This window comes from Bacteroides sp. (assembly GCF_028690125.1).
In the GTDB taxonomy this organism is placed as follows: Bacteria; Bacteroidota; Bacteroidia; order Bacteroidales; family Bacteroidaceae; genus Bacteroides.
Map to the genome: position 1 here is coordinate 64,195 of NZ_JAQVBV010000028.1, position 6,697 is coordinate 70,891.

Annotated in this window: 7 protein-coding genes; all 7 read right to left on the reverse strand. The window is 39.0% G+C overall.

Annotation, left to right across the window (positions count from 1 at the left end; all coding sequences use genetic code 11):
• Nucleotides 1-135: 135 nt before the first annotated feature.
• Nucleotides 136-540 carry a GNAT family N-acetyltransferase gene (locus tag PHO71_RS16950; RefSeq protein WP_300205576.1) on the reverse strand — a complete coding sequence of 135 codons (405 nt, stop codon included), beginning with the start codon at nt 538-540 and terminating at the stop codon, nt 136-138.
• The gene (locus PHO71_RS16955; RefSeq protein WP_300205578.1) at nt 537-1,478 is read right to left on the reverse strand and encodes a DUF5712 family protein; all 942 of its coding nucleotides are present in this window, start codon (nt 1,476-1,478) and stop codon (nt 537-539) included. Before PHO71_RS16955 ends, PHO71_RS16950 begins: the two co-directional genes overlap by 4 nt.
• Before the next feature lie 4 nt (nt 1,479-1,482).
• Nucleotides 1,483-2,067 (reverse strand): BfmA/BtgA family mobilization protein, encoded by a 585-nt coding sequence (locus PHO71_RS16960; RefSeq protein ID WP_300205580.1) that lies wholly within the window; start codon nt 2,065-2,067, stop codon nt 1,483-1,485.
• Nucleotides 2,068-2,321: 254 nt separating this feature from the next.
• On the reverse strand, nt 2,322-2,672 hold the full coding sequence (locus PHO71_RS16965) for a helix-turn-helix domain-containing protein (protein ID WP_300205582.1): 351 nt from the start codon (nt 2,670-2,672) through the stop codon (nt 2,322-2,324).
• Nucleotides 2,673-2,802: 130 nt separating this feature from the next.
• On the reverse strand, nt 2,803-3,450 hold the full coding sequence (locus PHO71_RS16970) for an RteC domain-containing protein (RefSeq protein WP_300205584.1): 648 nt from the start codon (nt 3,448-3,450) through the stop codon (nt 2,803-2,805).
• Nucleotides 3,443-4,762 (reverse strand): MATE family efflux transporter, encoded by a 1,320-nt coding sequence (locus PHO71_RS16975; protein WP_300205586.1) that lies wholly within the window; start codon nt 4,760-4,762, stop codon nt 3,443-3,445. The genes PHO71_RS16970 and PHO71_RS16975 overlap by 8 nt, the downstream gene beginning before the upstream one ends.
• 519 nt (nt 4,763-5,281) lie before the next feature.
• Nucleotides 5,282-6,058: a class I SAM-dependent methyltransferase gene (locus PHO71_RS16980; protein WP_300205588.1), complete on the reverse strand. Its 777-nt coding sequence runs from the start codon at nt 6,056-6,058 to the stop codon at nt 5,282-5,284.
• Nucleotides 6,059-6,697: the final 639 nt, after the last annotated feature.

Here is a 6,697-nt window from a genome sequence, read left to right on the forward strand (position 1 = left end):
GCAACACTTTTTGTAAATTTACTCTTTTGAGGAACGAAAAAGGAAGAAATTTACAAAAACCGCTTGCGGCTCGGTGTTGCCGTTTTATTCTCGGAATATACCTTTGTGTTCAGAGAAAGAAAGGAATTATATAAACTATTCCATTGAAAAATAAGATATTAGATTATCTACTATTATGGAATAGTTTTCACAATCTATTGAATTAAAGCCTAACTTCTTGGCGAAAGCACCGCTTTTCGTGTTGGCACATTCAATTCCGATGTACCTGAATCCATACTTTAAGGCTACCCCTGTCAAGAACCGGAGAAAGTGCGTACCGTGTCCTATCCGTTCTTTACTGAAACCCAATCGGGCAATGATAAGACAATAAGGTGGAAATAGGCTTTCAACCTTTCTGATACGCAAATACAGGTCTATACGGCTGTTTCTTCGGGTGGTGATAACATTGTCTATCGTTAGGCTGACAAGCGATTTACGATACTTGAAACGCTCCATCAGGTAGCGGTCTATATCGGCTCTTAGTTCCTCATATTCAATCATCGTCTTATCCCTTTCTTCTTTTTCTTTTTGAGTTTCTTTGCCTGTGATTCCTCTGCCTGTGTAGCATCGTAATTATTGCCATCTCCCAATGAAAACATGGATAAAAGAGAATCACCGCCATTATTATATTGCTGATTGTAAGACTGTTTATTATCCGACTTGCTATCAAGATTGCAAGAAATCATGTTTTCTTTTTCACCGGATTGGAATATTTCTTTTTTCTTTTCGCCAGTAAAATATTGTTTTGGCTCTTTCAACTCCTGTTCCTGCATTTTTAATTTATCATCTATACTACCGTTCTTCATGGTGTTGGCATACTCAAATGATTCTGATAATTGGCGGTTATAGCCAAACAGTTTATCAAATCTTTGCTCTGCCTGTTGGAATAGGTTCACACGGTCAAAACCACCTATTATTACTCCGTTCTTGGTATTTTTGTGATTAGTAAGCGGTGATAGCTTCTTTTTGTTAGTTTGGTCTTTCCTGCTCACAATCAAATGACAGTGCATATTCAGTTCGTTGTCGGAACGGTTGCGGTCAAAATGTATCTTCCCGTAAAACTTTATATCCGCTTCGGATAGTCCTTTGTTGAAGTTCTTGGCATATTCAGGAATGAATACTTCCCGAATATATCGTTTCATGGCTTCGGCTTTCTCCTGCTCCGTATTCCCCATTGCCCGAAGTTCGTTTTCCGATGGGCTTACGTGGATAGCAAAAAACTTAGCATCTGTTTTAAGGAGCTGCCCGATATTAGTATCTATATCCTTAATAACCTTTGATTTGTAGATATTATCATCCGTCAGATTGAAAAAGCCATCAGTATAGATTCCCTTTTCCATGCGTTCCAAATCCTCATGCTCCATGTATGAGGTTAGTTGCCGGCTACTTCCTGCATTGTTATATGTTCCGCCCGATGGTGGGGCAAAATCTATGTGCATGGCTCTATGTATTTATTAGGTTGGTAATTTCAGCCTTTAGGCTCTCTTTCCGTTTGCTATCCATCACACCACAAGCAGAGAGTTCCAAATAGAGTTGTATCAGTTGAAGCAACTTCTTATAATCCCGTTGGTGTATCTGATAGAGTGCCGAGAGTTGTTTCCCCTGCTGGTTGATTACATCGGCGTGCTTGCCGAATTGCTCACTTACTTTTTGCAGTACGGCTGTTTGTTTCCCCTGACTGGATTCCAATTGGGAAAGAATAAGCGTTTCCAATGTCTTGCCAATACCATCAAACCGAACTGCAATGGAATTAGCGGTTCGTATCATGGGATTTAGTTGTTCTTCCTCGTAGTGTCGGATGAAGCGGATAATATCATCCTGCCGTTTGTTTATCTTCGCCAGTTCCGATTTTACGGATTCCGGTGCTTCCGATGGATTGATACATGCTTTATCAATATAGACAAATGCCAATCGGACGATTTCCCCTTTTTTCAGCGAATAGCGTTTGCAGAGTTTATCTATCAACTTTCCCGTCTGTCGGTCTATCCCGATGGTGGTAAGCGTGGATATATTACTGGTCTTATCCATGATTATAAGTTTTTTATAAAGAAAACAACATTCATTCAGTTGATTATAAGCGAAATACATTTTCGACTTATAATCACTGTTATAAACGGTTACGAATGTAACCCATTAAAGCCGAAGGCTTTGCCCCGCAGGGCAAGAGGGAAGAACAGGACTTGTCCAGTTCCCTCTTGCTTCATTTAGCGAAACGAGCCGAGCCACAGGGCGAGGCGGTTTCTGCTAAATGGGGAGTGGTGGCACTTCATCAGGCGGTAACATTAACCACCTTGCCTTGCAGTGGTTTGCTTATCGAGTTGGTTTTCCTTTTTGAACCGTTCATAAGTCTTACAATCGGCATTTTCTTGTACAAATGTCCGAATATCAGCGGCACGGTAATAGGTCTTATGACTTATTGTAAAGTAAGGGAGTTTGCCACTTGCCCGATACCGTTGCAGGGTGCGAAAGGAGACTTTCAGCAGAAACGCCAAATCCTGATTATCCAACAACTTGTCGTTGGGGTCTAATACGTTGTCGGTATTGATTAGCGATTTCAGGTCTTGCCCGATTTCGGAGAGTTTCTTCGACAGTCGTTCCATCCACTTGTCGAAGTTTTCATTGTCTATATACATTTTGCTTCACTTTTAAATTAAACATTAAGATTACCAATCGATTGATGAAGCAAAGTTCGGCAAATGGGCGCAAATAAGTTAGGGGTGTACCACTGGTACACCCCCTATAAATAGTTGATAAGTTGTTGATTTACAAATATCCTTTGTTTTTACTTTCTTCGGCAATGGCTTTGCGAAGTGTATCTAAAAACTCGGTTACTTTGGATGGCTTACGCTTAATAACACTCTCATGCTTCTTGTGAATATCACCCAGTTTAATATTGAAAAGGTATTCAAACGCTCGTCCGATTTCTGTTAGTGGTGATTCTGTTCCGGTGTGCGTAACCACTCTTTTAGATAGGAACAATCCGCTAACCATCTCCATAATTTCAATAAAATGAGTCTTATCAGTAAGATATAGAGGTGATTGCCATGAGGTTTCTATCTTAATGAAAAATCTTGGAAACTCCATTTGTTTATGGATTAACTCCAGTTCTTTTTGAACGAAAGATAATACCTTATCTGAGTAAACGATTTTCAATACGTCCTTTTTTGCTCCATACGAAACCTCTAAAGATTTGACCGTTTCAATCTCTATGTGGATTAAGTTGAGAGTACGAATACGTTTCATGTTATCTGTCTCTGAATCTAAATAAAAGATTAGCCGTTCCACAAACTCTCTATATGCTTCTTTGATTTGCGGTTCAAGGTTATTTTCTACATCGGAAGATGACAAGAACTTGAATAGCTTTGTTTCCAGAATATCCCACATAGATAAATCGTTGTTAGGATTAAACACTTTTATTGAACCATCCGCCTTTTTTCATGTAAAGATAAGACATCAGCAATAACATTAACACGTATATTTGCTCGGAAGTCCAATATACAGCAAGTGGAATATTCGGAGAATGTGACAGGGTAAATAAATAAGAGAGATAGATGATAATATTTATCATCTGAAACATAAATACCATCTTCGTATTACCTGTGCCAATTACTGTATTGCAATATATATAAGCCGGTACGGAGATAATAAACGTAGAAAGCATCACACAGAATGGGTAAAATGCTGTCTGAACAACCGTTTCATCATTTGTGAACAGCCCCAAAAGAGTTCCCGAAAACGCAAGAGACAATAGTATTAGCGGAATACCGATTGCGTAAGTTAGCCTTATGATACGACGGCAAAGCGACATTACGTCTAAAATTTGTTTTGCCCCGATAAGGTTACTAACCAACGAAATAGCAGTTGTTGCAAATGAATTTACAATCACAAAAAAGATCATTGAAATACTTCTTACCACGTTTGCTGCTGCAAGTTCGCACTCACCTAAATGTTCAATTGCTACAAAAAACAAGAACCACGGAGCAATACAAAAGAACGAACGCACCATCGTCCAAATAGAGATATTTAGGAGATGAAGCGACAGCCCTAAATCAAATTCTGCACGCAATCCATATCGTTTCTTATCTACACGCTTCCACATATATAGAATCATGAACAGTAATCCAACAAACTCTGCGAGTGATGAACCGATAGCAGCTCCACTAATACCCAATTTTGGCAAACCTGCATTCCCGAATATCAACAAGTAGTTAAACAGGACGTTACAGAGTACCATAACAATTGAGTTGGCTGTAAGAATTTTAGTATTGGTTGTTCCAATGAAGAAAGCCCGAATTGCCAATAAAGGAAATGCAAACAGATAACTGTAATCTCTCCATTCCATGTATTTCATAGTGGCTTGATAAACACTATCTGACGAAATCGTCATACGAAGTAACACGGGAGAAAACAGTTTGGATAATATGAAAACGACAACGGCAAAAACTGATAAGAAAATCAATCCTTGATAAAATACTCTGCCAACATCCGTATATCGCCCTTCGCCGTTTCGCCTTGCGATAACAACCTGTGCTCCAAGGCTAAACCCAAATCCGAGCATATAAATGGCTGTGTAATACATTGTAGCCAGTGCCGATGCTCCTAAATCTATTTGGCTGACATGACCGAGAAAAATGGAATCTGTGAAATTAATCAATTGCTCCATGAGCAGGCTCACCATTATAGGCAAGTTGATGAGCCAAATTTGTTTATATGTATAATTCATTATTCAACTTAATATAGCATGACCATTGGACACTACTTTTTGCAGTGTCATAAATCATAATCAAAAATGTAATTGAGAAAACTCTGTGTTTAGAATAGGGCATAAGATAACAGGTCGAAGATTTATTAATTCCCCGACCGCCCTAAAGCATTGAAGCTATATACAGAGTTGCCATTTCATAAGTTGAACAAAATATTTAACTCGTTGAATACAAAGGTATATATTTTCGGGGAAATAGAACTATGCGACTAGATTTTTATTACCTTTGCGGTGATTTAAAGAGTTATTTGAAACAATGGAAAAACATAGCAGACTAAAGAAGTTCGCTCATTTCTATATCGTTATCCATTGTTATACTAATTCTTCTTCAAAAATCTATTATTCAATAGATTACAATCAAATTTCTTGTTTCTGCTGGAACAACCCGTCGCTCCAGCCATATAATTGTAAATCGTTCATTGTTTTTTGATCTAAATAAGGGAGATTGCCACAGCCGATAATCTCCCTTTGAATTACTGTTTAGATTTTCTTTCCGATGTAGAACACGTATCCATAAAAGGCTTTATACTTGTGATATAACTCCTCTTCTTGTCGTCCAAAAGAAATAAAATCAATCACCGCTTGATTGCCTGCATACTTTTCGAGAAGCATCTCTCGTACTCCGACTTGTGGTGCGTAATAGTGCTCTGTCCAACAGTTTTCGGGCAGAATAAACGTTGCCACCGGAACATATCCGCAGTGCCCTATCTGTGCCACTTTTGCAGGAATCGTATCTATTCCCGGTTCAGCCTCCATCCAAAAGTCGTGTATTTCCTGTGGGCGTTGCTCGGTAAACCACGATGCTTCGGTAACGGCGATGTAACCTCCCTGTTTGAGATACTCTCGCCACCTTCGCAAACCTTGCTCAAAGCCGATGTTGTAGATAGCACCTTCCGACCAAATCAGGTCTAAAGACTCTCGCTCAAATGGAAGGGCATCTTCCATAGACCCCACAACGCCTTTAACCCTGTGCGACAACCCCAGCGTGTATGCGTTTCGGTTGAAAAGGTCGATAAAATCGGGAAATAGGTCAAGCCCTGTGATATGCCCCAGTGTATTTTGCGCCAGTTCCATCGTCTGACCGCCTGTTCCACAACCAATATCAGCAATACGTGATTCAGAGGTCAGGTTATCGATAAAGCTCAATGCCTTGAGTGTTGCTTCGGGGCTTCCGGGCCCTTGGCGTTCAAGATTAGAAAAATATTCGCAGATTAGATTTAATTCAAATTGACTAATTGTTTTATTTTCGTTACTCATTTTCTTAAATGTGTTTTGCGCGCACACGTAAAAGCATAACAATACTTTCGTCATTGCACGCAGGTTAAAAACTGAAATGTAAATACATGAAAATCACTCTCAGAAAGAACATCCGAGAGTAAACGAAAGGACAATCTACATCAAGTGAGTAGATTGTTTATTAAACAATATCCGAATTATTTGTTTTTGTCATCGGTGCAAAGATAAGAAATCTTTTGTTTAACAGCTAATTTGGTACTAATAAAATATATATTACCTTTGCAAAAGAGTTATTTGAAGCAATGGAAAACACAGCAGACTAAAGCAGTTCGCTCGTTTCTTTATCGTTACCCATTGCCATTCTCTTCTTCTTCAAAAATCTATTATTCAATAGATTACAATCAAATTTCTTGTTACAGAAAACACACCTTGCTGTTATCTGACGATAACCAATTTCAGTCACCTGAAATTATTTAACCATATCTAATTTTCGCACCAATAATTCCATATCATTGCTTACCTTTACATCAGTAATTCGTAGGCTCGGCAGATGGCGCCTTGCCACCTTGCAGTGGTAGGTTTCCATCAGCCTGCCCCCGAACCGTACTTACACGTCTCCATGTATACGGCTCTCCATCTATAATATCATTTTTTTTTATC

What these genes read in the sequence shown, in the direction of transcription:
- PHO71_RS16950 (WP_300205576.1), bottom strand. Translation starts at nt 540, where the DNA reads ATGATTGAATATGAGGAACTAAGAGCCGATATAGACCGCTACCTGATG.
- PHO71_RS16955 (WP_300205578.1), bottom strand. Translation starts at nt 1,478, where the DNA reads ATGCACATAGATTTTGCCCCACCATCGGGCGGAACATATAACAATGCA.
- PHO71_RS16960 (WP_300205580.1), bottom strand. Translation starts at nt 2,067, where the DNA reads ATGGATAAGACCAGTAATATATCCACGCTTACCACCATCGGGATAGAC.
- PHO71_RS16965 (WP_300205582.1), bottom strand. Translation starts at nt 2,672, where the DNA reads ATGTATATAGACAATGAAAACTTCGACAAGTGGATGGAACGACTGTCG.
- PHO71_RS16975 (WP_300205586.1), bottom strand. Translation starts at nt 4,762, where the DNA reads ATGAATTATACATATAAACAAATTTGGCTCATCAACTTGCCTATAATG.
- PHO71_RS16980 (WP_300205588.1), bottom strand. Translation starts at nt 6,058, where the DNA reads ATGAGTAACGAAAATAAAACAATTAGTCAATTTGAATTAAATCTAATC.